Raw genomic sequence first — 23,081 nt, 5'->3', positions numbered from 1 at the left:
TGCTGATCCTCGATATTAGCGATAAGGCTGACAAATTTTAATGACGTTTGGGTTACTGCGGGATGGTTTACAGTTGGCGGGCAAAATCGGCAGCCGGAGTAAAGCCGATCACCCGGCCTTTTTCCTGAGCTGCCGGGTCAAACAGGATGATGCCGGGCGGGCCATACAGGCCAAAGCGTTTGAGCAGGGCCTGATGTTGCGGCAGGTTGGCGGTGACATCGGCACGCAACAGCACATAGCCTTGCAGTTTGGCGGCCACGGCGGGGGCGGGGAAGGTGTCGCTTTCCATTTCCTTGCACGACACGCACCAGTCGGCATAGAAATCCAGCAACAGTGGCTTGCCCTGGGCGCGGGCCTCGGCCAGGGCGGCATCGAGGCCGGCATTGTCGTTGACCGGGCCGAAATGCATGGACTGGCTGACGCCAGCCTGCGCCTTGTTGCCGGCCAGCCATTTCAGCGGATAACGCGGATCGGATTCGCCCGCCAGCGCACCGGCCAGCTGGGCGGCGCCTACCAGAAACAACAGCAGCCCCAGCCCCTTGCCCAGCTTGTGGCTGACATGAGCATTGCCGGGCAGGGTTTCGAATGCCTTGAGAAAGACCGCGCAGCCCACACACAGCGCAGCCCACAGCAGCAGTGCCAGGCTGCCCGGCAGAAAGGGGCTGGCCATCCAGATGGCAAGGCCCAGCATCAGCACGCCGAAGCCGGCCTTGACTGCCTTCATCCAGCCGCCGGCACGCGGCAGCACATGGCCGCCGAAGGTGCCGATCAGCAGCAAGGGCAGGCCCAGCCCCAGCGCCATCGCGTATAGCGCCGCACCGCCCAGCACGGCATCGCCGGTGCTGCCGATATAGCCCAGCGCCAGTGCCAGCGGCGGGGCCACGCAGGGGCCGATGATCAGCGCGGAGAGCGCACCCATGGCAAATACCGTGGCCAGCTTGCCGCCGGACAGGCGGTTGGAGGCATCGGCCAGCCGCGATTGCAGTGCCGATGGCAGCTGGATGGTGTAGAGGTCGAACATCGACAGGGCAAACACCACCATCAGCACGCTGGCCGACAGGATCACGGCCGGCTGTTGCAGCCAGACGGTGAGCAGCGAACCGGTCAGTCCGGCGATGATGCCGATCACGGTGTAAGTGAGCGCCAGGCCCTGCACATAGGTCAGCGACAGCCAGAAGCCGCGTTGGCGGGTGATGTGCTGGCCTTCACCGGCAATCAGCGAGGAGACGATGGGTAGCAGCGGATACATGCAGGCGGTAAAGGCCATGCCCAGCCCGGCCAGCAGAAAACTGCCGAGCGTGGCCAGCCAGCCCCTGGCCGCCAGATTGCCGCTGCTACCCGCCGGCTTTCCCGGCGTGGCATCCGCCAGCCAGTCGCCACCGTTCTGGGCGCTGCCGTAGCTGTCGATATTCAGGTGATGGGTATAGGGCGGGTAGCACACGCCAGCTGTGGAGCAGCCTTGCAGTTTGACATTCAGCTGGAAGCGCGCCGGCGCGCCGGCTGTCAGCGGCAGCTTGATCAGCTGCTTGCCCAGGTAGATCACCTGCTTGCCGAAAAAGGGATCATGCTTTTCCTTGCCCAGCGGCAACGCCGGCGTGCCCAGCAGCCCGGCCGGTTCGGTGCTGAAGGAGATGCGGTCGCGGTAGACATAATAGTTGTCGGCCACGGCCAGCTGCAGCAGCAAGTGGTCGGCCTGGCGCTCCACGCTGACAGCAAAGGCTTTTTCCGGTGGCAGCAGGTCTTCCTGATTGACTGCCAGCGCCGGCAGGCTGCTGCCAAGCAGGCTCAGCAGGGCCAGCAGGCGTAGCAGGGGAGAAAACAGGCGTAACAGAGACTGGGGCATGGCGGGGTTCAGTTTGGTAGAGCAAGGGTTGACCAGCAGACGGCTGCCGGGTTCCTGCCTGCTTGCGGCAAGTGGCGCGCAGGGTCGGGCAGCCGCCATTTTACGGTAGTATCGACCAACAACAACACAATATGGGCGAAACATCACATCATGCGGGACATCATTCATTTTGCGCATGCCAACAGCTTTCCGGCCACGGTATACGGCAAGCTGCTGGGAGCGCTGGCCACCGACTACGAATTGGGCTGGCAGGACACCATCGGCCATGATCCGCGCTTTCCGGTCAGCGACTGCTGGCCACAGCTGGTCGAGGAACTCATCCAGCACATCGGGCAGCATTATGCCATGCCTGTCATCGGCGTCGGCCATTCGCTGGGCGGTTTCCTGCTGTTTTATGCGGCGCTCAGGCGGCCGGAGCTGTTCAAGGCGCTGGTGATTCTGGATTCGCCGCTGATGGGGCCGCGCCGCTCGCTGGGGATCTGGCTGGCCAAGAAGCTGGGCTTCATCGACCGCGTCACGCCGGGTGGCAACACCCTGCGCCGGCGTGATAACTGGGCCAGCGTGGACATGGTGCAGGACTACTTTGCCCGCAAGCCGGCGTTTGCCCGGTTTGATCCGGACTGCCTGGCCGATTATGCCCGGCATGGCACGGTGGACAATGGCCAGGGGGGGCGCCGGCTGAAGTTTCGCCCGCAGATCGAGCACCAGATCTACTGCGGCCTGCCGCATGACTTCCCGCGTTATCGCGGTCAGCTGACGGTGCCGGCAGCCTTTGTCGCCGGTACGCAGTCCGATGTGGTGCGCGCGGCGGACATCCGCTTCATGCAGCGGCATTTCGCCATGCAACTGCATCAGCAGCCAGGCAGCCACCTGTTTCCACTGGAGCATCCGCTGGAAACCGCGGCCACCATCCGCCGCGCACTGGCGCAGCTGTTGCCGGCGCGTTAAGCCTTGCCGCCGCATTGCTGCACGACACAAAAATGAGCAGACGGGCAGGGCAGATGTTACCCTGAACCCGGTTTCAGCCGCGCTGCCAGGACGGGGGCGCGGTATCCGACTGCCTTTTCGTCCCCGCATGCCCCTTGCCCGAGTGATTCCGGAAGTGACTGCCCGTTCGATCAGAACGTTTCCTGCAGTGCAACCCAGTTTCCCTTGCGTAAAGGCGTCCCGGCATGCCCGGCTATCTGACCAAGCAGCAAACGGTGTCCGTTGGCGGCACCGATTATCTCATTCGTTCCCTGCTGGATTCCCAGCAATACGCCGACCCGCTGGGCGAGGCCGAACAGCGTGGCATCTCGCCGGCCAGCTGGCCCTTGTTCGGCCTGTTGTGGCCATCGGCCCGCGTACTGGCCCTGCTGATGCATAGTGAGCCGCTGGCCGGCTTGCGCGTGCTGGAAATCGGTGCCGGGCTGGCGCTGGCCAGCATGGTGGTGCACCGCCGCGATGGCGATGTCACCGTCACCGACTGGCATCCGCGCAGCCCGGATTTTTTGCGGGAAAACCTGCTGCTGAATGATTTGTCACCGCTGGAATACCAGGCGGGCGACTGGGGTGGCTGCAATCCGGAGCTGGGACGTTTCGACCTGATCATCGGCAGCGACGTGCTGTACGAACGCCAGCAGCCGGGCCAGCTGGCCCACTTTATCGACAGCCATGCCAATACTGCGGCCGAGGTCATCATCGTCGACCCCGACCGTGGCAACCGCGCCGGTTTCTGCCGCGAAATGGCAGCGCTGGGCTATGGCTTTGACAGCCAGCGTGCGCCAGGCCGGATGGAAAGCGGTGAGGCTTACAAGGGCTGCATTGTGCGCCTGTCGCGCCAGCGCATGGCGGCCTAGCTGCCCCAGCCCAGCACCAGCAGGCCGCCCAGCATGCCAAGGCTGGCGGCCAGCAGGGTGGGCAGGCAGCGCCGGGCCAGTGTGGCACCGCCCAGGCTGGCGATCAGGCCGAACTTGAAGGTGTTGTTGGCGGTGATGGCCAGGGCCAGCGTGGTGGCCACCTGCTGACCATCCAGCCTGCTTTCACCGAACAGGTTGAAAGCGGTCAGCGAGATGGCATCCACATCGTTCAGGCCGGAAATCAGCGCCACCACATACACGCCCTTGCTGCCGAATTCGGCATTCAGCCAGGCGGCGCAGAACATCACCAGCGCAAACATGGCACCAAAGCCCAATGCCAGCTTCATTTCGGACGGATTGCTCAGGCTCAGGTCCGGCTGTTGCTGCTCGCTCTGGCGGCGCTTCAATTGCAGCAGGGCGCAGGCCAGCCCGCACAGCAGGCCGGGCAGCAGCACCCACAGCACCGCCGGCAGCACGCTGGTTTGCACCACGGCGGCCAGCAGCATCAGCCGTACGAACAGCACCAGATTGGCCAGCAGGATGACGGCGGTGGCCAGCTGGATGGACTGCGGATTGGCACGCGCCTCACGCGCGTAGATCAGGCTGGTGGCGGTGGAGGACACCAGACCGCCCAGTATGCCCAGCAAGGGGCCGCCCACGCGCTGGCCCAGCAGCTTCACCGCCAGATAGCCGGACAGGCTGATGCCGACAATCAGCGTCACCATCAGCCATACCTGGTGCGGATTGACTGCTTGGTAGGGGCCGAAGGTGCGGTTGGGCAGCAGTGGCAGCACAATGAAGGACAGCGCGGCAAACTGCAGCAGCGACAGCAGGTCGCGCCGCTCCAGCTTGTGGGTGAGGCCGGTGAGTTCCGGCTTGAGATAAAGCAGGGCAGTGGCAACAATACCCACCGCCACGGCCACGCCGCCATAACCGTGCCATACCAGCGCGCCCAGGCAATACATCACCAGCAGCGAAGCCACCGTGGTGGTGCGCGGTTCGGTTTTGTCCGGCTCGCCGCTGTGTTCGGGCAGAAAACCCAGGCTGGCCACGGCCAGCAGGCCCACGGTTTGCAGCAGCACGCCGTGGGCGGGGGCGTCCAGCATGGCGGTCAGCGTGCCGAGGATGGCGATCAGCGGAAAGGTGCGGATGCCGGCCAGGGTGTGATGCTTGCGTTCGCGTTCCACCCCCATCAGCAGGCCGATGGCCAGGCTGGTGACAAACAGCGGCAGCGCCTCGAACGGGCTGCCCCTGAGGTTCAGCCAGGTTGCCAGATCAATTCCCCCCATGACTTCCCCTTATGCTGTCTGGCACCGCTCACCACACCCGGTTGCGGGCCGTTCTGCTTTATTGTCTGCGCTGGCGCGTCTTGCCCCAGCGGTACTGCACCCTCTGCCCGGCGGCGTTTACTGCTGCGGCAACCAGCTGCGGATGCTGGCTTCGATGCCGGCGGCGTTCAGGCCGCAATCGGCCAGCAGCACGGTGGGGTCGCCATGTTCGACATAGTCGTCCGGCAGGCCCAGCAGCAAGGCCGGCTTGACGATGCCCATGGCCTGCATGGCTTCCAGACAGCCGGAACCGGCACCACCCATCACCACGTTTTCTTCCACGGTGACCATGTAGTCATGCGTGTCGGCCAGTTGGCGGATCAGGGCCGTGTCCAGCGGTTTGACAAAGCGCATGTCGGCTACCGAGGCATCCAGTGCCTCGGCCGCGGCCAGTGCCGGCGCCACCATGCTGCCAAAGGCCAGTATCGCCACCTTGCCCTGGCCGCTGCGGCGCAGCACCCCCTTGCCCAGCGGCAACGCGCTCATTTCCTGCTGGATTTCCGCACCCGGACCCACGCCGCGCGGGTAGCGCACGGCGCTGGGACTATCCAGCTGGAAGGCGGTATACAGCAGCTGGCGGCATTCGTTTTCGTCGGACGGGGTGATCACCGTCATATTGGGAATGCAGCGCAGGAAAGAGATGTCGAAGGCGCCGGCGTGGGTGGGGCCGTCCGCTCCCACCAGGCCGGCACGGTCGATGGCAAACAGCACCGGCAGGTTTTGCAGTGCCACATCGTGAATCAGCTGGTCGTAGCCGCGCTGCAGGAAGGTGGAGTAGATCGCCACCACCGGCTTGGCGCCGTCACAGGCGAGGCCGGCGGCAAAGGTCACGGCATGCTGCTCGGCAATCGCCACGTCGAAGTAGCGCTCCGGGTGTTCCTTCTCGAAACGCACCAGGCCGGAGCCTTCGCGCATGGCCGGGGTGATGCCCACCAGGCGTGCATCCAGCTTGGCCATATCGCAGATCCAGTCGCCAAACACCTGGGTGTATTGCGGCTTGCCGCCGCTCTTGCTGCCGGCCAGGCCGTTGGCCGGGTCGAACTTGGTGACGCCGTGGTATTTGACCGGATCGTTCTCCGCCAGCTTGTAGCCGTGGCCCTTCTTGGTGACGATATGCAGGAACTGCGGCCCTTTCAGGCTGCGGATGTTCTTGAGCGTGTCCACCAGCACATCGATATCGTGGCCGTCGATGGGCCCGATATAGTTGAAGCCAAACTCTTCGAACAGGGTGCCGGGGGTGAAGAAGCCCTTGACGTGTTCTTCCACCTTGCTGGCGATTTCCTTCAGCGGCGGGGCAATGCCCAGCACCTTGCTGGAGCCTTCGCGCATGGCGGCATAAAAGCGGCCGGACATCAGCTTGGCCAGATAATTGTTCAGCGCGCCGACATTGGGCGAAATCGACATGTCGTTGTCGTTGAGGATGACCAGCAAGTCGGTATCCATCGCTCCGGCATTGTTCAGCGCCTCGAAAGCCTGGCCGGCCGTCATGGCGCCGTCACCGATGATGGCCACGCACTTGCGCTCCAGCCCCTGCAGCCTGGCGGCTACCGCCATGCCCAGTGCCGCACCGATGGAGGTGGAGGAATGACCCACGCCAAAGGTGTCGTAGGGCGATTCCTCGCGCTTGGGGAAGCCGGCCAGCCCGCCTTGCTGGCGCATGCTGCCCATGCGTTCGCGACGGCCGGTGAGAATCTTGTGCGGATAGGTCTGGTGGCCCACATCCCATACCAGCCTGTCGTCCGGCGTGTTGAACACATAGTGCAGGGCGATGGTCAGCTCGATGCTGCCCAGGTTGGAGGCAAAGTGGCCGCCGGTCTTGCTGACCGTGTCGACCAGAAATGCGCGCAGTTCCGTGGCCAGTTGCGGCAGTTGCTGGCGGCTGAGGGCGCGCAGGTCGGAGGGCAGGTGGATGGTGTCGAGCAGCGGGGTCATTGTTGTTCTTCTGCGGTTAAAACGAGCGGGCTACGATATAGTCGGCCAGTTGTTTCAGGCGGTCGGCATCCGGTCCGAAGCCTTCCAGTGCGGCAAAGGCTTCGGCGCACAGTTCGCGGGCGAACTGCTTGGCTTCGGCCAGTCCCATCAGGCTGACATAGGTCGGTTTGTCGTTGGCGGCATCCTTGCCGGCGGTCTTGCCCAGCGTGGCGGTGTCGGCCTCGCAGTCCAGCACGTCGTCCACCACCTGGAAGGCCAGGCCAATGCGTTTGGCAAAGATGTCCAGCTGTTCGGTCTGGGCGGTCGACAGCGGCTTGCCGGCTTGTGCGCCCAGCATCACCGCTGCGCGGATCAGTGCACCGGTTTTCAGCATGTGCATGAATTCCAGCTCGGGCAGGTTCAGCTGCTGGCCGACGCTGGCCAGGTCGATGGCCTGGCCACCGGCCATGCCACCATGACCGGAGGCGCGTGCCAGGGTGTGGCACAGGCTGAGCTGGGCGGCCGGGCTGACCCCTTGCATGGGGGTGGAGATCAGTTCGAAGGCCAGCGTCTGCAGTGCATCGCCCACCAGCAGGGCGGTGGCTTCGTCAAACGCCACATGACAGGTGGGCTTGCCACGGCGCAGCACATCGTCGTCCATGCAGGGCAGGTCGTCGTGCACCAGCGAATAGGCGTGGATCATCTCCACTGCGGCCGCGGCGCGGGCCAGGTTCTCGGTACTGGCGCCGCTCAGTTCGCCAGCGGCAAACACCAGTAGCGGGCGCACCCGTTTGCCGCCCTGCAGCGTGACATAGCGCATGGCTTCATGCAGGCGTTGCGGCAGGCTGTCGGCGGAGGGCAGAAAACGCTCCAGCGCGGTTTCCATGGTTTGCTGGATCTGCGTCATCCAGCCGATGAAGGATTCATTGGCCATTGCTGAGGTCCAGCGGTTTGAGTTCGTCGTTTTCCAGAATTTTCAGCTGCTGCTCGGCGTCGGACAATTTGCCCTGGCAGAACTTGATCAGCTCGATGCCTTGCTTGTACGAGGTGAGCGCAGACTCCAGCGGCAGGTCGCCGCCTTCCATCGCCTGGATGATGTCCTCCAGCTGGGCCAGTGCGGTTTCAAAGCTGGCCGGGGCTTTGGCGGATTTCGCCATGGCGTTTTCCTTGTTGCAAAATCAGGTAGTCGGCCATTTTATTCCATTTCTCCGGCAACACGATAACTTTGTCAGGCGTGAGCGCGGCAGCGAAAGCGCTTTAGCAAGGCCGGGCGGATGGTGTAGGGTGCCGGCTGTCTGTCCGAACATGAGAAGGAATTCCGGTGCACGCCCACCCCTGCATTCTGATTACCGGCTGCTCCAGCGGCATTGGTTACCACACGGCAAAACTGTTGCAGCAGCGCGGCTGGCGGGTGTTTGCCAGCTGCCGCAGTGCCGACGATGTGGCCCGGCTGCAAGCCGAAGGGCTGGAGAGCCTGCCGCTGGATGTGACTGACAGCGAGTCCATTCGCCAGGGCTTGGCCGAGGTATTGCGCCGCAGCGGTGGCCGGCTGGATGCGCTGTTCAATAATGCAGGCTTTGGCCAGCCGGGCGCGGTGGAAGACATTCATCGCCAGGCCATGCGTGAACAGTTCGAGACCAATCTGTTCGGGCCGTGGGAGCTGACCAATGCCGTGTTGCCCATCATGCGCGCCCAGGGCCATGGCCGCATCATCTATAACAGTTCCATTCTGGGCTTTGCCGCCATGCGCTGGCGCGGTGCCTATAACGCCAGCAAGTTCGCCATGGAGGGCCTGTGCGACACCTTGCGTCAGGAGCTGCACGGCACCGGCATTTTTGTGTCGCTGGTGGAGCCGGGGCCGATTGAAAGCCGCTTCCGCCCCAATGCCCTGCAGCGCTTCCTGAAAAATGTCGATGTGACGGGCAGTGTGCATCGCGAGGAATACCAAAGCCAGCTGGTGCGGCTGAAAAAGGAAGGCCACGCCGCCCCCTTTACCCTGCCGGCCACCGCCGTGGCCGAGGCGGTATGGCGCGCCATTACCGTGGCACGCCCGGCCGCGCGCTACCGCGTGACCACACCCACCAAGCTGTTCTGGTTCTTGCGCCGGGTGTTGCCGACGCGGGCTTTCGACTGGGCGCTGCGCAAGGCGGTGTAATGGCGGGCGGCCATCCGGCTGCCTCTGCCAGCGCTTGCATCAGTGTGGCGCGGCACGCCAAGGGGCTGAGTTTACGTCTGTTGGTGCGGATGGCTGCCTGATATCGTAGTTGTGCCTTTATCTCTTGCGGCGAACAACACCGTGCTAGTATCCGCTCCCGCGGATGATGGTTTACCTGCCGCTTCCGCGCGGCGGACGGGAAGGAGGGCTTGCCTGGCCAAGCCCTCCTTCACCTCCAAGGCCACCCCACAAGCATGGCCTGCGGCTTCCCTCCGGGGCCTGACCGCGGCGAGGCGCGCCTGAACTCGCGATTTGCTAACGTCAAATCGCTCAGACAGGGCAGGCGCTTAAGACCTCGCCCCGGCCACCCGTCGGCATGCTTGACGGGGCCCGTGGGTGGCGTTGGTGCGGTAGAGAATCAGACGATGCGGGTGGCTTCGTGTGCCGAATCAAAACTACTGAAAGTGGAACTTCTGCTTACGACCCTAAGTTGTCCCTGAGCCATTGATAAAGCAGACGTTCAGGAATGTTCAAATTCAGCCACCTGAATGAATTTCCGAGCATGCCAGGTGTATTGCATGGACCTCGAGCGGCAATCATTTCAGGGTTGCACTCTGAAGCCTGCCATCAGAGGTGAATACGTACTCAACCGTTCGAGTGCATTTGGTGCAGTTTCCACCACTCCAGAACGTTACTGAGATACTGTTCGAACCTTCGCACTTGACACTCGTTGGGTCACTGTCTCCGACAAACCATAGCCGGGCCTTAAAACTATCCTTGGCCGATAATAGAGAATTGACCGTAGGCAAGGGCAAGCGCTTCATGTCTTTGCTTACGTAGAAAACCTGCTCCTTGGCAAATGGAGTATCACCAAGGCATGACTCGTACTCCTCAGGGTTGCGTTCCCCATACACAAGCACGGTCGCTGCGTGGCAAATCATCCACATTTTGTATGGCATCGTAACGATGGGCTCGCCTTGTTTCGGGCAAAAATCAGCACTGGCGTTCAGCGAAAAAAGGCCCGAGACAAAGAAAGCCAACGCATATTTCAATCTCAATGGAACCACCTTCAATGACGAGGCTCAACGTGAGGAGGATGTCCATTTTGCAGGATTTCCTGGGTTTTCGAGCAGGTCCGGTGGAGCGCAAGGTTATGTCTTCTTGATTCACTCATCATCTGCTTCGCCTCCGGACGAACCGACCATTTTCCAGCGCCCGGTTTTAATGTCGAAACACCACTCCTCGTCTGTATAACCGGCAAGGCCACTCTTGTAGTTGGCAACTACGCACCCTTTGGCTTTTGACTTGGTAATTTCTCCTCGGCCGGACAACGTTTTGCTCTTAACAAAGCGGCCAAGCTTTGGTGCAAAAATCAAGACGTCAGCTGCCCTTGTAGGGCCTGCGCACAGGGCAAATCCAGCACAAGCGTTGTAAACCAATAAATCGACGTAGCCATCGCCGTTTAGGTCGACGAACTCGAACCAAGGTGAAGAAATTTCTACGTCCAGTGGCAGTTTTTGAAGTACCTCGCCAGATTGGCGATAGACCACAAGTTCAGCAGGCGTCGATTCCCAGAGCTTGTATGGAGAGGCACCAAGGCTTCTTAACTCAAAGCGAAATTTCCCGAGCTGGGGGCTGATGGTCGACTCGGCTTGAATGACTTCGCCATGTGATGCTGCTTCCGCAGCTTGTGTGAGTGCCAAGACTATGACGAACAGTAGGTTGCGCATAACAGTTATTCAGTTGTTGAAACATCATCGTTATTTTCAATAACACGTACACGCTAGCACAGCCTGTAAGTTTATGAATGTCAGGGAGATTGATGGATGCCGGTCCCCTTCTCAATCTGCAATCGTACGGACAGCGCGAAGGGCAACTATGTGGCAATTTCCCGGTGGGGCTCTTGGCCGACTACAGTCACTAACCACACAGCAGCAGCCGATTCTAAGTGGAAGTTGGCACGTATGGGAGGCGGACGTTTAACGGTCTTTACACTCTCTTTATTACCTCCAGTGCCACTCCAGCAAAACACGACAAGCAAACCATTGCAAAAAGAAAGTATTTTGCATGCTTATGGCGTGCTTCAATTTCAAATTTGAACCGGAAGATGCTAAAAAAGGTTACGCATGATTGCAAGCATAGCATTACGAAATAACGACTAACAGTCATGCCATGCTGGTATGGTGTCCAGCTTGAGTCTGTATTGATTCCTAAATTGAAATCGGTAGGTGTTAAGTAATCATAGCAATACCACGAAAAAACTGCGGAAAAAGGAATTGCCAGTGCCGAAGAATATAGCGCATGCCGCTGATTTTTTTTGATAAAATGATTGGTAATGACCGCTTGAAATAATTGAGAAAATGAAAAGACAACCCCTGTGGCCAAGACATTACATATCAAAACAATAGGCAGAAAGATGAATGGCAGTGAGGCAGCGTGAAGTTGAGATCTGTTCGGGTTTACTCTCAAGAAATCAATAAATATCACATTGGAAAGTATTGAAAAGAATATTGCAATTGAAGCAAGAATAGAAATAAAAAAAAGGCTCTTGTAGAAACTTGAAAAAATGGCATTGATTGGCATTTTCCATAACCGATTAAATTATTGTAATTTTTAGGTAAAATTTCTCTACAAATGACAGTTTGTATGAGTGACTGCTTTGCGGCATGGCCATCGAAGGTCAGCTCCTGGCCGGTAGCAGCCATGCTAACTCATTGGCATAAAACTTTCTTGTCCCTGATCAGGAATCCAGCTACCCAGCGTGCTGCCTGACAAGTCGATACCGGCACTTGGTTTACAGGACGCAGCCCACCTGGCTTTGTCACACCCGCTATCCCCCCGTCCCCATCAACTGCGCCAGCACCCAGGCCGCGGCCCGGCCGGGCTGGCGGGCGTGCGACCACACCAGGTCCACCCGGACTGACTTGGGCCAGCCGGCCACATTCAGCGCCTGTAGTTCATCTCCGCCAAAGTTGACTGCCAGCCAGCAGGGCAGTTCGGCCCAGCCAAAACCCAGCCGCGTCATTTCCAGCAGCAGCAGATAGCTGGGGGCGGACCAGCAGCGTGCGCTCAGCGTGGCGCTGGGTGGGCCGTAATAGGTGTTCAGCCGCAGCTCGCGCTCGGCTGCCAGTTGTTCGCGGCTGACTTCCGGCAGTGTCGCCAGCGGGTGGCCACTGGCCACATACAGATTGCTCTGGCTGGCATCTGCCATGGGGTAATGGCCGATGTCGGCCGGATAGCGTGCCAGGCCCGAGACAAAGCCGAGCTGGGCACGGCCACTTTCCACCAAGTCGATCACGTCTTCCTTTTCTGCTACCAGTGTTTCCAGTTCCAGTGCCGGAAACTGCTGCTCGAAACGCCGCAGCATCTGCTCCAGCGCCTGCGACTGGAAGGTGTCGGACAGCACAATGGTCAGCCGTGGCTCCAGCCCACCGCCCAGGAGGCCGGCCACCCGGCCCAGCGCATCGCTGGCATCCAGTAGCTGGCGGGCATGGCTGAGCAATTGCTGGCCGGCCGGGGTCAGTACCGGCTGGCGTCCGCTGCGCTCGAACAGGCTGACACCCAGGTCGATTTCCAGATTGGCAATGGCTTCGCTGATGGTGGACTGGCTCTTGCCCAAGCGGCGGGCGGCGGCGGAGAAGGAGCCCAGTTCGGCGGCGCTGCTGAAGGCGGCGATGGCGTCTAGTGACAGTGACATATCGGACTTTCCGATGGGTTTTATTTTTTAACTATCCGTCAAACCAATCACAATGTCACCCGATCAGAACCAGTCCGCAGTATTCGCCGGAGAAAACACCATGCAGACACAACACGACAAGCCTGTCAGCGAGCGGATTTTCCATGCCGTGCTGTACGAGCTGTGCGCCATGATCCTGCTGGTGCCGCTGGCCTCGCTGGTGATGGATACCGGCCTGGCTCATATGGGCGTGCTGGCACTGATGATGTCCAGCGTGGCCATGTTGTTCAACATGCTGTTCAACGCCCTGTTCGAGCGAGCGGAACGGCGCTGGGGGCTGACACGTACGGTGTGGGTCCGCAGCGCGCATGCCTTGCTGTTCGAAGGGGGGCTGGTGGTGATGCTGGTGCCGTTGGCGGCGTGGTGGCTGGCGGTGTCGCTGTGGCAGGCATTTTTGCTGGACCTGGGCTTTTTTGCCTTCTTCCTGCCCTATACCTATGTGTTCAATCTGGCTTACGACCGGATTCGTCTGCGTGTCATGCAGCGCAGGCATACTGCCCGGCTTCGCGCCGAGGGCGTTGCAGGAGAGTGATGATGAATAATGCGTGGATGTTCCTGGCGGTCGCCATTCTGTCCGAGGTTGTGGCCACCTCGTCGATGAAGCTGACCGAGGGCTTTACCCGGCTGGGGCCGTCGCTGGTCACGGCCATCGGCTACATGATTTCCTTTTACATGCTGTCGCTGACCCTGCGTCATGTGCCGGTGGGGGTGGTGTACGCCATCTGGTCCGGCGTGGGCATCGTGCTGGTGTCGCTGGTGGCCTGGCAGCTATACGGGCAAAAGCTGGATGTGCCGGCCATGATCGGCATTGGCATGATCATGGGCGGGGTGCTGGTGCTGAACCTGTTTTCCAAGTCGGCCAGTCATTGAGCGGCGTGCGGCGGCGGTTGCCGCACGGCCAGGGGTGAAAGGGGGGAGGGGACTTCCCCCTTTTTTCATGCCGATGCCACGGAGGCCGGGTCGCTGGTCTGGTCGATGATGCCGCCGCATACCTGGTTGCGGCCATTGTGCTTGGCCTGGTACAGATAGTTGTCGGCCTGTTTCAGCAGGGTGCTGATATCGGCTTCCTCGGCGGCGGCCATGCCGATGCTGACCGTGAAGCGCAGATCGCCCAGTGGGGTGCTGATGCTGAGATTGGCCAGCGCCCGCCGCAGCTTGTCCAGCTGGCGCAGCATGTCGGGGGCGTCCAGCGGCTGTGCCAGGATGACAAATTCCTCGCCACCGAAGCGGGCGATGATGTCGTCCGGGAAAAACGATTCCAGCAAGCGCGCCGTCTGGCAGATCACCTGGTCGCCGATATCATGGCCAAAGCCATCGTTGATGCGCTTGAACAGGTCGATGTCCAGCACCGCCACGCTGTAGTTGTGGCGTAGGCTGGCCACCTGCTCGAAAAAATGACGACGGTTGGACAGGCCGGACAGCGGGTCCTTGTTGGCGGATTCCTGCAGCGCTTGCAGGTTTTCCACAAATTCCACGTTACGGGTGACGCGACAGAAGAATTCTTCGTAATTGAAGGGCTTTTGCAGATAGTCATCCGCCCCGGCCTTGATGAAGCGGGCGGTCATGGTGGGGTCCTGGCTGCCGGAAATGCCGATGATGGCCAGGCGGGTGTGGTCGAGGAAGCGGCGCACCGTGCTGGTCATGCGTACCCCGTCCATGCCCGGCATGTCGTGATCGGTCAGCACCAGCTTGATGCCGGATTCGTGCCGCAGTATGCCCAGCGCCTCTTCGGCATCGGCGGCTTCCAGTACCTGATAGAGATGGCGCTCCAGCTGCAAGCGCAAGAACTGGCGCACCGCCTGCGAATCGTCCACCACCAGCACCTTGATGCCGGGATTGATGCGGATGCGGCGCAGCATCTTCATCACGTATTCAAAGGCGGACGGGCTTTCCTTGGGGATGTAGTCCACCACCGGCATGCACAGCACGCGTTCACGCGTCTGCATGTCGTTATGCGCGGTCAGCACCACGGTGGGAATGCGGTTTTCCAGCAAGAGCGGCAGCACTTCGCCGTTGGGCGCGTCCGGCAGACAATAATCCGCCACGGCAGCCATGAACCGCGGGTCGTCCGCCAGTGCCTGGCGGACTTCGGCCATGCTGGTGACGGGAACCGCGACAAAGCCCTGCTTGTTGACCATCCGGCATAGCGGACGGATCAGCATCAGGCTGTCTTCGATCACGAGAATGCGCGGGGCGGCCGTGCTCATGGTGAATTGCTGTCCGTCAAGATAGATTTCCGCATTATTGACGAAGCCAGACTATCTGTCAGTAAAGCTTGTGTTAAACCAGCAACAAATGCCCGCTGCTAGCGGCTCGGAGAACACCGCAAAAAAGGGTATAATCAACCCATTTTTTCAGCATAAGACGCACCATTCACCACCATGGAACTTGCCAAGAGCTTTGAACCGGGCGATATCGAACGTCGCTGGTACGACCAATGGGAACAGGCCGGCTATTTCAAGCCGAGCATGGACACCACCAAGCCTTCCTTTGCCATCCAGCTGCCGCCGCCCAATGTCACCGGCACCCTGCACATGGGTCACGCCTTCAACCAGACCATCATGGATGGCCTGACGCGCTACTACCGCATGAAGGGCGACAACACGGTATGGATTCCCGGCACCGACCACGCCGGCATCGCCACCCAGATCGTGGTGGAACGCCAGCTGGCCGAGCAGGGCATCAACCGCCACGACATGGGCCGCGACGCGTTTACCGCCAAGGTGTGGGAATGGAAGGAAAAATCCGGCGGCACCATTACCAGCCAGATGCGCCGCGTGGGCTGCTCGGTGGACTGGAGCCGTGAGTACTTCACCATGGACGACGTGCGCGCCGAAGTGGTGACCGAAGTGTTCGTGCGCCTGTTCGAGCAAGGCCTGATCTACCGTGGCAAGCGCCTGTCCAACTGGGACCCGAAACTGGGCACCGCCATCTCCGACCTCGAAGTGGTTTCCGAGGAAGAAGACGGCCATATGTGGCACATCAAATACCCGGTAGTCGGTAGCGACGAGTTTGTCACCGTGGCCACCACCCGCCCGGAAACCCTGCTGGGCGACGTGGCCGTGGCCATCAACCCCAGCGACGAACGCTACCAGCACCTGCTGGGCAAGCAGCTGGAACTGCCGCTGACCGGCCGCACCATCCCGGTGATCGCCGACGACTACGTGGATGCCGCCTTTGGCACCGGCTTCGTCAAGATCACCCCGGCGCACGACTTCAACGACTATCAGGTGGGCAAGCGCCACAACACCCAGCTGATCAATGTGATGAGCCTGGAAGCCACCATGCTGGCCCGTGCCCAGGTATTCGGCTTCGACGGCTCGGTACAAGGCAGCATCGACCTGCCGGCCGCCTATGCCGGCCTCAGCACCAGCGCCGCCCGCAAGGCCATGCTGGCCGACCTGGAAGCCCAGGGCCTGCTGCTGGACACCAAACCGCACAAGCTGATGGTGCCGCGTGGCGACCGTACCGGCTCCGTCATCGAACCCCTGCTGACCGACCAATGGTTTGTCGCCATGGACAAGGTCGCCGTGGACAAGAACGGCCAGCCCGACCCCACCGGCCAGTCCATCGCCGCCAAGGCCATCGACGCGGTACAGTCCGGCGAAGTGCGTTTCATCCCGGAAAACTGGGTCAACACCTACAACCAGTGGATGAACAACATCCAGGACTGGTGCATCAGCCGCCAGCTGTGGTGGGGTCACCAGATTCCGGCCTGGTACGACGAAGACGGCAACATCATCGTCGCCCGCAGCGAAGCCGAAGCCCAGGCACAAGCCCCGGGCAAGACGCTGCGCCGCGAACAGGACGTGCTGGACACCTGGTTCTCCTCCGCCCTGGTGCCGTTCTCCACCCTGGGCTGGCCGGAAGAAACGCCAGAGCTGAACGCCTTTGTCACCTCCAATGTGCTGGTGACCGGTTATGAAATCATCTTCTTCTGGGTAGCCCGGATGATCATGATGACCAAGCACTTCACCGGCAAGGTGCCGTTCCGCGACGTGTACATCCACGGCATGGTGCGCGACCACGAAGGCAAGAAGATGTCCAAGTCCGAGGGCAATGTGATCGACCCGGTAGACCTGATCGACGGCATCGCCCTGCAACCGCTGATCGAAAAACGCACCACCGGCCTGCGTCGCCCGGAAAAAGCCCCGGCCATTGCCAAGGCCACCGAAAAGCTGTTCCCGGAAGGCATTCCGGCCTATGGTACCGACGCCCTGCGTTTCACCATGGCCAGCTACGCCACCCTGGGCCGCAGCGTCAACTTCGACTTCAAGCGGGCAGAAGGCTACCGCAACTTCTGCAACAAGCTGTGGAACGCCACCCGCTTTGTGATGATGAATGTGGAAGGCAAGGACTGCGGCCAGGATGAAAGCCTGCCGCTGGAATACAGCTTTGTCGACCAGTGGATCATCGGCCGCCTGCAACAGGCCGAAGCCGACGTGACCAATGCGCTGGAAACCTACCGTTTCGACCTGGCCGCCCAGATCATTTACGAATTCATCTGGAACGAATACTGCGACTGGTATGTGGAACTGGCCAAGGTGCAGCTGCAAAACGGCAACGAAGCCCAGCAACGCGCCACCCGCCGCACCATCGTGCGCGTGCTGGAAGTGGCCCTGCGCCTGACTCACCCGCTGATGCCCTTCATCACCGAAGAGCTGTGGCAGACCGTGGCCCCGCTGGCCAATGCCAAGCACACCGACTCCATCATGCTGGCGCAATGGCCGGTGGCGGTGCCGGAGAAGATCAATGCCGCAGCCAACGCGCGCATGGATGCCTTCAAGGACATGGTGAACGCGGTGCGCAACCTGCGTGGCGAAATGGGCATCGGCCCGGCCGTCAAGGCGCCGCTGTTCATTGAAACCAGCGATGCTGCGGTAGCGGACTTCATCCCTTACCTGAAGCTGCTGGCCCGCCTGACCGAGGGCAGCATTGTTGCCGCCCTGCCGGCAGACGACGCGCCAGTCGCCATTTCCGGCAACGCCCGCCTGATGCTGAAGGTGGAAGTGGACAAGGCCGCCGAAACGGCCCGCCTCACCAAGGAGCTGGGCAAGCTGGAGGCCGAGCTGGCCAAGCTGAGCGCCAAGCTGGAAAAGCCGGGCTATGTCGACAAGGCCCCGGCGCATCTGGTGGAACGCGACAAGGCACAACTGGCCGAGCTGAACGACAAGATGGAGAAGGTGAAGGGTCAGCTGGCCAAGCTGGCCTGATCGGCTTTATCCCGCATGCAAAGCCCACCGTAACGGTGGGCTTTTTTGTGGCTGCAATGGGGCAGGGGATTGCTGTTGGCTCAGAAGGAGCAAGAGCGGCTGATGTGGCTGGGGTGGCCAATATGCCTGTTGTGGCAGGATTAGCCACGCGCACCTGCCGGCAAAAAACCATGACTGGCCGGGGAGGTGGCTCAGGCCGGAATAATCCGGTTCTTTCCGCCGTTTTTGGCCTGGTACAGAGCCAGGTCGGCCCGTCTAATCGCATCTTCGTATGAGCGATCTTCCTGCATGATGGTCGTGATACCCATGCTCACGGTCACAACAGCATCATCCACCAGGAAGCGGCTCAACTGTTTCCTGGATAGCTCGTGTATCTGTCTGGCCAGCTGCATGGCCTGCTCCAGCCCGGTATCGGGGAAGGTAATCACAAATTCATCACCACCAAAGCGGTAGGCGCCATCATTTTCGCGGAGTGCCTGGCGACAAATATGGGCGACTACCCGGATGGCCTCATCACCTTCATGATGTCCTTTGCTGTCGTTAACCCTTTTGAGATTATCAAGATCGAACATCAGGATGGATGTGGGTACGGCAGCCCGTACATAGGATTTGTAGTGCAGGGTCAGGTCATGCTGCAGCTTTCTGCGATTGAACAGGCCGGTAAGCTGGTCGGTTTCGCCCAGCTCCCGCAGTCTGATTTCCAGCTCGTGACGCTCTGAAATATTACTGGCAACCCAGAGCACCACCTCTTCGCCCTCAACCGGGAAACTCAGGGCCTGAATGCGTCCTTCGAACCAGATCGGTTTGGCCGGGCCATCATCGGGCAGACCTTGCACATCGCTATTGCTCAATTCGTATTCTTCGATGAGCAGTTTTCTGGACTCCAGTGCCCGGGCAATCTGCTCCAGAAACCAGTTGGCCTTGGCGGGCTTGATCAAATCCGAAATGTACAGACCAACCAGGCCGGAGCCATCGTGATAATAGCGCTTGTCACGACCACCAAATACCGCAACGTATTTTCCACTGCGGGACAGAATAAAGGCAGGGTCTGGCAAGGTATCAAGAATGATGGCCATCTGCTCAATGTTGATCATGAAGCACTTCTTCTGCGTGACTTGCAATAAGTGACACCTTAGTCAAATCAAAACATAAATGCACGGTTTATTCCTGGATGTTTCAACAGGCCCATCATTGCGGCGAGACCGCGGCTGGCTGTCTGAGCGATTGGACCATGGCTGGTCGTGAGTTCCCGTGGCGACGGCAAGGAGCTCCAACGCTTCTGATTGATGACTTTCTGTTTATCTTCGTCCGGTGCGGGCAGATGCATCTGGCACAAAGTGGCTTTGTGCGCGGATCTGCAGCGCACGGCCTGTACAGCCAGGGCTGCAGTCGCGTTGCGGGTTTCTTCGCGAATGGCTGGTGTTGTGCGGGTTTGTTTGTGTGGTTTGACGATCATGGGGATTGGATAGGGATAGCCCTGCCCTGACGGGTGGGGCAAGCACTGCAGATGCGTTTGCCTAAATTAATGTCAAAAATGCGATAGCCAATGCATTTGTGGTTAGAATATGCCAAACAGAACTTTGCCTTGCACCATGAAATACCTGAGTCTTGCCTCTCTTTGTTCGACAATCCTGCTTGCTGCATGCAGTTCAACTGCCTACACCGTTGATGACGGAAGAAAGGTCAATCAGCAACTGCTGTCCAACATCAAACTATATGGCCAAGGCGAACGGGTGTTGCGCCCGGCGATTGTCCGATCAGCCACCATGAACGACCAACAGTGCGCAAAGCGCTGGGAATTACCCTTCAGTGTTGCCAGCAGCTACCTGGTCGAGGACAAGACAGATCGTGTGGCGTGGGTACGTGGACTGAATGTCGACGAGCGGCTGACCGTCGTTGGTGCCGCTCCCGCAAGCGGACTGGCCATTGGTGACAAACTGACCCAGCTGGATGGCTACCATACCGATGACTCGGAAAAAATGCTGAAAAAGCTGGAAGCCTTGCGCGAGGATGGCTCTGCATTTCCCGTCGTGACGGATAAAGGCAAGACCATCACCATCAATCCGGTACAGGTATGCCGTGGCCTGATCCGGCTGGCGCCCCCGACTGCCCCTTACAGTCAAAGCTTTCACTGGGAAAAAATTGTCTACCCACTGGAGATTTTCAACCCCGCGCTCACCGAGGATGAAGCACTGTGGATGGTGGTGTGGGGGCAAGGAGTCTCCGAGGAGGGCGGGACAAGAATGAAGAGCTACGCCGCGGCACGCTGGGTCATCGACAAGACCATCACCGTTGCAAGTCTGGCCATGTCAGGAGGTGCGATCTATCAGGCTGGTAAAGCCGCATCGACACAGATCATGGCGCAAGCGAGTTCGGCAGCGGCACAGGCCGCGACAAACGAAATCGCCAAACAGGCTGCCACCGAGGCTGCCAAGCAGGCTGCAGAAGCAGCGGCCAAGGCCTACCTGGAAAAGACAGCCGCCGAGATCAGTAAAAAGGTAGCCACCCAGACGGCAAGTACCGTTGCAGAATCCTACATCGCGCGTGAAGGCTTTGCTGTCGACCTGATGGATCGCGTGGCCGCAACGAGCTTTGATGATGCAGATGCCTGGGCTTATACCCGCATGTCACAATTGCATGCAGACCAGATGTCCGGGGCAAGCCTGCATTACAAGCTTTTCAGCCATAATTATATTCATAATCCCTTTATCCTGGACAAATCCCGCCTTGATAGTCTGAATAGTTTTGTCAAATCAAAAAATGGTGAAGCGGAATTGAAGTCAGTTATCAGCGGGGGGCAAAAAGATAATATTCCACTTCTCGTTGGCGATATGCCGGAAGCCAATCCGGTAAAAACGTATGAAGACACTATGCTGCCTGCTGCGACCACATTACCTGCCGATGCGACTCATGCCCTGCTCGAGATGCCGGATGCAGGAAAATAATCATTTTATCCATTCAACTGAATTGCCATCATGTCGCGTATCAGACTAGCCTTCTTTGGACTCATCTTCTCCACATCCTTGCATGCCGAAGCGGTTTCTGTCAGTGATATGGATAACAAAACGGCAGCCGCAGACGATCAGGCACAACAATGCGTGCTACTTCTGCAAGACATACATACCGGCGTTGATCGCGCACAGGGTATGGTCGTGGCAAAGCGCTGGAAAGAAAGCCAGGAGCTTTATTCGACCAGTGCCGACGCGCTGCAACGTTTCGTGCAGCAGTGCCCGGCATTCACCGATCAGGCCCATGTACTTGAAACCCAGGTCAAAGCTGAACTGCTGCAAGTAAAAGAAGCAATCAATCGCCAGCATACTTGCGATGAGGCGATCGACCACGGGTTTGATCTGGATTTGCAGACTAGTGCCGCCCGTCGTGAAAACAAAGACCCACGTTTTCTCGATAAATTACTGGTCAGTGCCGAGAATAGCTGGCAAACCGCAGTCGAAAACTGCACCGGAAGTTACCATGAATCAGCGGTAAGCAGCTTGCGCGCAGCGCAGCAGGCGCGCAAGGAAAATGCCGAATTACTGGCAGATTCACCGGCATGTGAAAATGCCTATAAAAATGCAGTGGCGATTGGTGATTTGGCCCGGCAAGCCAAAAAAGACAGACGACATGAAGAGAGCATCATGTTGTACAACAAGCTCCACATGGCATGGAACCGGGTGGCAGACAACTGCAGTGGCCCGCGCAACCAGATGGCCAAAAAGGAAATAGAGAGCAGCAGTCTTGAAGCCAGTAACGCGCAATATTGCGCACCCCAATGGGCCGATGCAGCAGAAGCAACGAAACTGCTCAATCAGGCAAAGATGTCCTCTGCAGTCTATGCCGAACGTGAACTGCTGATGAACAAGGCCGAGGTGTTGTGGCGTGAAGCTGTTGACTTATGCAAGGGTGAACCCCAAAAGCAGGCCAAGCTGAATGCCGACAGTATTGCGAAAGAGCGTGCGACGCCACTTCCCATTACGGCAATCACCGAGCTTGGCAAACATCGTCCATTGCCACCGGCGCCGGCTGTGCAGGTGACGGAAATTACCGCACCGACAGCAGCCCCGACCCTCCCTGTGCCAGACAACAAGGCGTCATTGTCTGCTCCTGCCAAAGTGAGTGCCAAAATCGTCGAGATGCCGGCGCCACAAACAGTATCCATCCCCGAAAAAGTCAATGCCCCGGTGGTAACGGACAATACGCCACTTACCGTGGTCGACAATGTTAAATTCCAGGGTGATTTTCACAGTGATGGTGGCAAGGTGACTGGTAGCGGTGTCATCGAATTTCCCGACGGAGATATCTACCGTGGCCGGATTATTCAAGGAATGCGTAGCGGAAAAGGCCGCCTGGAGTGGAAAAACGGGCAGATTTATGATGGGGATTGGGTCGATGATCACGCAACAGGTGTTGGCGCCATCCTGTTTCGAAATGGAAACCGCTACCAGGGGGATGTTGTTGATGGTGCACCCCAAGGGCAAGGGCAGCTGGACTTGAGTTCTGGCGACCGCTATGTCGGGCACTTTGACCGAGGCGTATTCAATGGGCAGGGTACTTACACTTGGAAAAGTGGCTCCTTTTATACCGGGGCCTGGAAGGATGGTAAGAAGAATGGCTTCGGCAAGACCATTCTCCCAAATGGATTTGGCTTTGAAGGTGAGTATCTTGATGATACAGAAACTGCCAATGTGAAGCGTATCAAGCCAAAATCATGATGCCACCGATTACCTATATTTGAATTGCCATGATGATGGCTCGAATATAAAGCGCCATCGGTAAAAATTTTTTTGAAATGATTGCCCATGCAGAAAATGCAGCGCCAACAAGATCGTCTGATTATTGAGCGTGGCCAGTAAAACGCAACCAGCGATGCCGTGCTGGCGGATTTCATCACTTGTTGCAAGCTGCTGCCCGCCTGATCGAGGGCAGCGGATGCGCAGGTGGCCAAGCTGGCCTGATCGGCTTTATCCCGCAGGCAAAGCCCACCGTAACGGTGGGCTTTTTTGCTTTTAACGTCAGCACTAGACTTGGCAGAAGCCGCGCAGCTTCAGGCGACAGGCAAT

19 protein-coding genes are annotated in these 23,081 nt (G+C 59.3%); 8 read left to right on the top strand and 11 right to left on the bottom strand.

The window, feature by feature from the left end:
• Positions 1-67: 67 nt before the first annotated feature.
• The gene (dsbD, locus tag JHD64_RS05890; RefSeq protein WP_199052575.1) at positions 68-1,843 is read right to left on the bottom strand and encodes a protein-disulfide reductase DsbD; all 1,776 of its coding nucleotides are present in this window, start codon (positions 1,841-1,843) and stop codon (positions 68-70) included.
• Positions 1,844-1,993: 150 nt separating this feature from the next.
• Between dsbD and JHD64_RS05885 the strand changes: the two genes are divergently transcribed.
• A complete protein-coding gene (locus JHD64_RS05885) occupies positions 1,994-2,791 on the top strand; it encodes an alpha/beta fold hydrolase (RefSeq protein ID WP_059284791.1) in 798 nt (265 codons plus the stop codon).
• Positions 2,792-3,015: 224 nt separating this feature from the next.
• Positions 3,016-3,681 carry a methyltransferase gene (locus JHD64_RS05880; RefSeq protein ID WP_059284792.1) on the top strand — a complete coding sequence of 222 codons (666 nt, stop codon included), beginning with the start codon at positions 3,016-3,018 and terminating at the stop codon, positions 3,679-3,681.
• On the opposite strand, the gene JHD64_RS05875 is transcribed toward JHD64_RS05880, so the two are convergent.
• The 4 genes from JHD64_RS05875 to JHD64_RS05860 form a co-directional block, all read right to left on the bottom strand.
• A complete protein-coding gene (locus JHD64_RS05875) occupies positions 3,678-4,970 on the bottom strand; it encodes an MgtC/SapB family protein (RefSeq protein WP_199052574.1) in 1,293 nt (430 codons plus the stop codon). The genes JHD64_RS05880 and JHD64_RS05875 overlap by 4 nt on opposite strands.
• A 117-nt stretch (positions 4,971-5,087) precedes the next feature.
• Positions 5,088-6,941, bottom strand: coding sequence for a 1-deoxy-D-xylulose-5-phosphate synthase (gene dxs / locus JHD64_RS05870; protein ID WP_110313234.1), 1,854 nt, complete (start codon positions 6,939-6,941; stop codon positions 5,088-5,090).
• 16 nt (positions 6,942-6,957) lie between these two features.
• Complete coding sequence (locus JHD64_RS05865; protein WP_059284793.1) at positions 6,958-7,854, bottom strand: polyprenyl synthetase family protein; 897 nt, start codon at positions 7,852-7,854, stop codon at positions 6,958-6,960.
• On the bottom strand, positions 7,844-8,077 hold the full coding sequence (locus JHD64_RS05860) for an exodeoxyribonuclease VII small subunit (protein ID WP_059284794.1): 234 nt from the start codon (positions 8,075-8,077) through the stop codon (positions 7,844-7,846). The genes JHD64_RS05865 and JHD64_RS05860 overlap by 11 nt, the downstream gene beginning before the upstream one ends.
• Positions 8,078-8,241: 164 nt before the next feature.
• Between JHD64_RS05860 and JHD64_RS05855 the strand changes: the two genes are divergently transcribed.
• A complete protein-coding gene (locus JHD64_RS05855) occupies positions 8,242-9,075 on the top strand; it encodes an SDR family oxidoreductase (RefSeq protein ID WP_199052573.1) in 834 nt (277 codons plus the stop codon).
• A 1,166-nt stretch (positions 9,076-10,241) separates the two neighbouring features.
• Here JHD64_RS05855 and JHD64_RS05850 read toward each other — a convergent pair.
• From JHD64_RS05850 to JHD64_RS05840, 3 genes are all read right to left on the bottom strand, one after another.
• Entirely contained in the window at positions 10,242-10,805 is a 564-nt protein-coding gene (locus tag JHD64_RS05850; protein ID WP_199052572.1) for a hypothetical protein, read from the bottom strand.
• 753 nt (positions 10,806-11,558) lie between these two features.
• Entirely contained in the window at positions 11,559-11,780 is a 222-nt protein-coding gene (locus JHD64_RS05845) for a hypothetical protein (protein WP_199052571.1), read from the bottom strand.
• Positions 11,781-11,905: 125 nt separating this feature from the next.
• Positions 11,906-12,772, bottom strand: a complete 867-nt coding sequence (locus JHD64_RS05840) for a LysR family transcriptional regulator (protein ID WP_059284802.1) — start codon at positions 12,770-12,772, stop codon at positions 11,906-11,908.
• 100 nt (positions 12,773-12,872) lie between these two features.
• Between JHD64_RS05840 and JHD64_RS05835 the strand changes: the two genes are divergently transcribed.
• Both JHD64_RS05835 and JHD64_RS05830 read left to right on the top strand, forming a co-directional pair.
• Positions 12,873-13,343, top strand: coding sequence for a multidrug/biocide efflux PACE transporter (locus JHD64_RS05835; RefSeq protein ID WP_199052570.1), 471 nt, complete (start codon positions 12,873-12,875; stop codon positions 13,341-13,343).
• Between the two features lie 2 nt (positions 13,344-13,345).
• A complete protein-coding gene (locus tag JHD64_RS05830) occupies positions 13,346-13,681 on the top strand; it encodes an SMR family transporter (protein WP_059284803.1) in 336 nt (111 codons plus the stop codon).
• Positions 13,682-13,746: 65 nt separating this feature from the next.
• On the opposite strand, the gene JHD64_RS05825 is transcribed toward JHD64_RS05830, so the two are convergent.
• Positions 13,747-15,018, bottom strand: a complete 1,272-nt coding sequence (locus JHD64_RS05825; RefSeq protein ID WP_059284804.1) for a diguanylate cyclase — start codon at positions 15,016-15,018, stop codon at positions 13,747-13,749.
• Positions 15,019-15,192: 174 nt separating this feature from the next.
• Between JHD64_RS05825 and JHD64_RS05820 the strand changes: the two genes are divergently transcribed.
• Positions 15,193-18,024, top strand: a complete 2,832-nt coding sequence (locus JHD64_RS05820) for a valine--tRNA ligase (RefSeq protein WP_199052569.1) — start codon at positions 15,193-15,195, stop codon at positions 18,022-18,024.
• Positions 18,025-18,215: 191 nt separating this feature from the next.
• Here the strand turns inward: JHD64_RS05820 and JHD64_RS05815 are convergent, their stop codons facing one another.
• A complete protein-coding gene (locus JHD64_RS05815; protein WP_059284806.1) occupies positions 18,216-19,118 on the bottom strand; it encodes a GGDEF domain-containing protein in 903 nt (300 codons plus the stop codon).
• Positions 19,119-19,165: 47 nt separating this feature from the next.
• Complete coding sequence (locus tag JHD64_RS05810) at positions 19,166-19,480, bottom strand: hypothetical protein (RefSeq protein WP_199052568.1); 315 nt, start codon at positions 19,478-19,480, stop codon at positions 19,166-19,168.
• Positions 19,481-19,616: 136 nt separating this feature from the next.
• On the opposite strand from JHD64_RS05810, the gene JHD64_RS05805 reads away from it, so the two are divergent.
• Both JHD64_RS05805 and JHD64_RS05800 read left to right on the top strand, forming a co-directional pair.
• Positions 19,617-20,969, top strand: coding sequence for a hypothetical protein (locus tag JHD64_RS05805; protein ID WP_199052567.1), 1,353 nt, complete (start codon positions 19,617-19,619; stop codon positions 20,967-20,969).
• A gap of 30 nt (positions 20,970-20,999) precedes the next feature.
• Entirely contained in the window at positions 21,000-22,733 is a 1,734-nt protein-coding gene (locus tag JHD64_RS05800; protein WP_199052566.1) for a hypothetical protein, read from the top strand.
• Positions 22,734-23,081 lie beyond the last annotated feature (348 nt).

This window comes from Aquitalea sp. ASV15 (genome assembly GCF_016429115.1).
Lineage (GTDB): Bacteria > Pseudomonadota > Gammaproteobacteria > Burkholderiales > Chromobacteriaceae > Aquitalea > Aquitalea magnusonii.
The sequence above is the reverse complement of the archived record's forward strand: the minus strand, read 5'-3'. Positions and strand labels throughout refer to the sequence as shown.

What these genes read in the sequence shown, in the direction of transcription:
- JHD64_RS05835 (WP_199052570.1), top strand. Translation starts at nt 12,873, where the DNA reads ATGCAGACACAACACGACAAGCCTGTCAGCGAGCGGATTTTCCATGCC.
- JHD64_RS05825 (WP_059284804.1), bottom strand. Translation starts at nt 15,018, where the DNA reads ATGAGCACGGCCGCCCCGCGCATTCTCGTGATCGAAGACAGCCTGATG.
- JHD64_RS05805 (WP_199052567.1), top strand. Translation starts at nt 19,617, where the DNA reads ATGAAATACCTGAGTCTTGCCTCTCTTTGTTCGACAATCCTGCTTGCT.
- JHD64_RS05865 (WP_059284793.1), bottom strand. Translation starts at nt 7,854, where the DNA reads ATGGCCAATGAATCCTTCATCGGCTGGATGACGCAGATCCAGCAAACC.
- JHD64_RS05875 (WP_199052574.1), bottom strand. Translation starts at nt 4,970, where the DNA reads ATGGGGGGAATTGATCTGGCAACCTGGCTGAACCTCAGGGGCAGCCCG.
- JHD64_RS05820 (WP_199052569.1), top strand. Translation starts at nt 15,193, where the DNA reads ATGGAACTTGCCAAGAGCTTTGAACCGGGCGATATCGAACGTCGCTGG.
- JHD64_RS05830 (WP_059284803.1), top strand. Translation starts at nt 13,346, where the DNA reads ATGAATAATGCGTGGATGTTCCTGGCGGTCGCCATTCTGTCCGAGGTT.
- JHD64_RS05845 (WP_199052571.1), bottom strand. Translation starts at nt 11,780, where the DNA reads ATGGCTGCTACCGGCCAGGAGCTGACCTTCGATGGCCATGCCGCAAAG.
- JHD64_RS05880 (WP_059284792.1), top strand. Translation starts at nt 3,016, where the DNA reads ATGCCCGGCTATCTGACCAAGCAGCAAACGGTGTCCGTTGGCGGCACC.
- JHD64_RS05810 (WP_199052568.1), bottom strand. Translation starts at nt 19,480, where the DNA reads ATGATCGTCAAACCACACAAACAAACCCGCACAACACCAGCCATTCGC.
- dsbD (WP_199052575.1), bottom strand. Translation starts at nt 1,843, where the DNA reads ATGCCCCAGTCTCTGTTACGCCTGTTTTCTCCCCTGCTACGCCTGCTG.
- JHD64_RS05860 (WP_059284794.1), bottom strand. Translation starts at nt 8,077, where the DNA reads ATGGCGAAATCCGCCAAAGCCCCGGCCAGCTTTGAAACCGCACTGGCC.
- JHD64_RS05840 (WP_059284802.1), bottom strand. Translation starts at nt 12,772, where the DNA reads ATGTCACTGTCACTAGACGCCATCGCCGCCTTCAGCAGCGCCGCCGAA.
- JHD64_RS05815 (WP_059284806.1), bottom strand. Translation starts at nt 19,118, where the DNA reads ATGATCAACATTGAGCAGATGGCCATCATTCTTGATACCTTGCCAGAC.
- JHD64_RS05850 (WP_199052572.1), bottom strand. Translation starts at nt 10,805, where the DNA reads ATGCGCAACCTACTGTTCGTCATAGTCTTGGCACTCACACAAGCTGCG.
- JHD64_RS05885 (WP_059284791.1), top strand. Translation starts at nt 1,994, where the DNA reads ATGCGGGACATCATTCATTTTGCGCATGCCAACAGCTTTCCGGCCACG.
- JHD64_RS05800 (WP_199052566.1), top strand. Translation starts at nt 21,000, where the DNA reads ATGTCGCGTATCAGACTAGCCTTCTTTGGACTCATCTTCTCCACATCC.
- dxs (WP_110313234.1), bottom strand. Translation starts at nt 6,941, where the DNA reads ATGACCCCGCTGCTCGACACCATCCACCTGCCCTCCGACCTGCGCGCC.